Origin of the sequence: Streptomyces glaucus (genome assembly GCF_039533365.1) — a bacterium.
Lineage (GTDB): Bacteria > Actinomycetota > Actinomycetes > Streptomycetales > Streptomycetaceae > Streptomyces > Streptomyces glaucus.
On sequence record NZ_BAAATK010000127.1, the window covers coordinates 1 to 1,541 of the forward strand.

Genomic DNA, 1,541 nt, shown 5'->3' on the forward strand with positions numbered 1-1,541 from the left:
GCCCGCCGCACCGACCTGCCCACCTACCCCTTCCAGCACCAGCACTACTGGCCCGCCGCCACCCCAGGCGTCCAGGATGCCGTCGCGCTCGGACTTGAGCCGGCCGGGCATCCGCTGCTGGGAGCGGCCGTGCCGTTGGTCGAGTCCGACGGGGTGGTTCTCGCCGGGCGGCTGTCCGCGGGGACGCATACCTGGCTGGCCGACCACGAGGTGCACGGGAGCGTCCTGCTGCCGGGGACGGCGTTCGTCGAGCTGGCGGTCCGCGCGGGTGACGAGGTCGGATACGGCCGCCTGGAAGAACTGTCCCTCGGCGTGCCGCTGGTGCTGGGCCGGCGTGAGGCCGTACGTATCCAGGTCGTCGTCGGTACGCCAGACGAGACCGGTCGGCGCTCGGTGAGCGTCTACTCCCGTCCCGATGTGCCTGAGGAAGACGCGCCCTGGACGCAGCACGCCTCCGGCACATTGGTCGAGGAGGAGAGCCCGGGCGAGGCACTGGACGTGTCGGTGTGGCCCCCCGCCGGTGCCCGGCCTGTGGACCTGGACGGCTTCTACGAGGACCGGGCGGAGGACGGATTCTCCTACGGCCCCGTCTTCCGGGGACTGCGCGCCGTGTGGCGGCGCGGCGACGAGGTGTTCGTCGAGGTGGCTCTGCCCGAACAGGTCCCGGTGCGTGGCTTCGGGCTCCACCCGGCGCTGCTGGACTCCGTGCTGCACGCGGCGGTCTTCACGGCAGGGGAAGGAACATCCGAGGGCGGCATGCTGCCGTTCGCCTGGGAGGGCGTGTCGCTGTACGCCTCGGGCGCCTCCACCGTACGGGCACGGCTCGTGCGGGCCGAGGCCGGTGGCATCGCGGTGACGGTGGTGGACCAGGACGGGAACCCGGTGGCCGCCATCGACGGCCTGGTCGTCCGCCCCGCCGGTGACAGGCTGCTGACGGACCGCCGGGCGGCCGATGACCTGTACCGCGTCGAGTGGACTCCCACCACCGCATCCGGCCGCCACGACGGCCCCTTGGCCGTCGTCGGGCAGGACGGCGCGGCCCTCGCCGAGACGCTGGGCGCGGCTGCGTACGCCGAACTCGCGGAACTCCCCGAGGAGACGGACGTGGTGCTCGCGTCCGTCACCGGCGACGGCACTTCCGACGACATCCTCACGACGCTGCATGTCACAACGGCCCGCGTTCTGCGGCTCGTCCAGCAGTGGCTCGACGACGAGCGACACGCCCGCGCGCGGCTCGTCCTGGTCACGGCGGGCCTGCCGGGGCCGGTCCTGGGCGCGGTACGCGGTCTGCTCCGCGCCGTATGGAGCGAGCACCCGGGACGCGTAACCCTGCTGGACATGGCCGGTGAACCGCTCGACACGGAACTGGCCACGCGGGCACTGGCCCTCGACGAGCCGGAAATCGCCGTCCGCGACGAGCGGTTGGCCGTGCCGCGCCTGGTCCGGGTCGCTGCGCCTCCTGCCACAGCCGATGTGTGGGGTGGTTCGGGTGCGGTGTTGGTGACGGGTGGGACCGGTGGTCTGGGTGCGGTGGTGGCGCG

General features: G+C 73.1%; 1 protein-coding gene. It reads left to right on the forward strand.

The window, feature by feature from the left end; all coding sequences use genetic code 11:
- On the forward strand, positions 1-1,541 hold a 1,541-nt coding region (locus ABD363_RS32345), incomplete at both ends, for a polyketide synthase dehydratase domain-containing protein (RefSeq protein ID WP_344610027.1).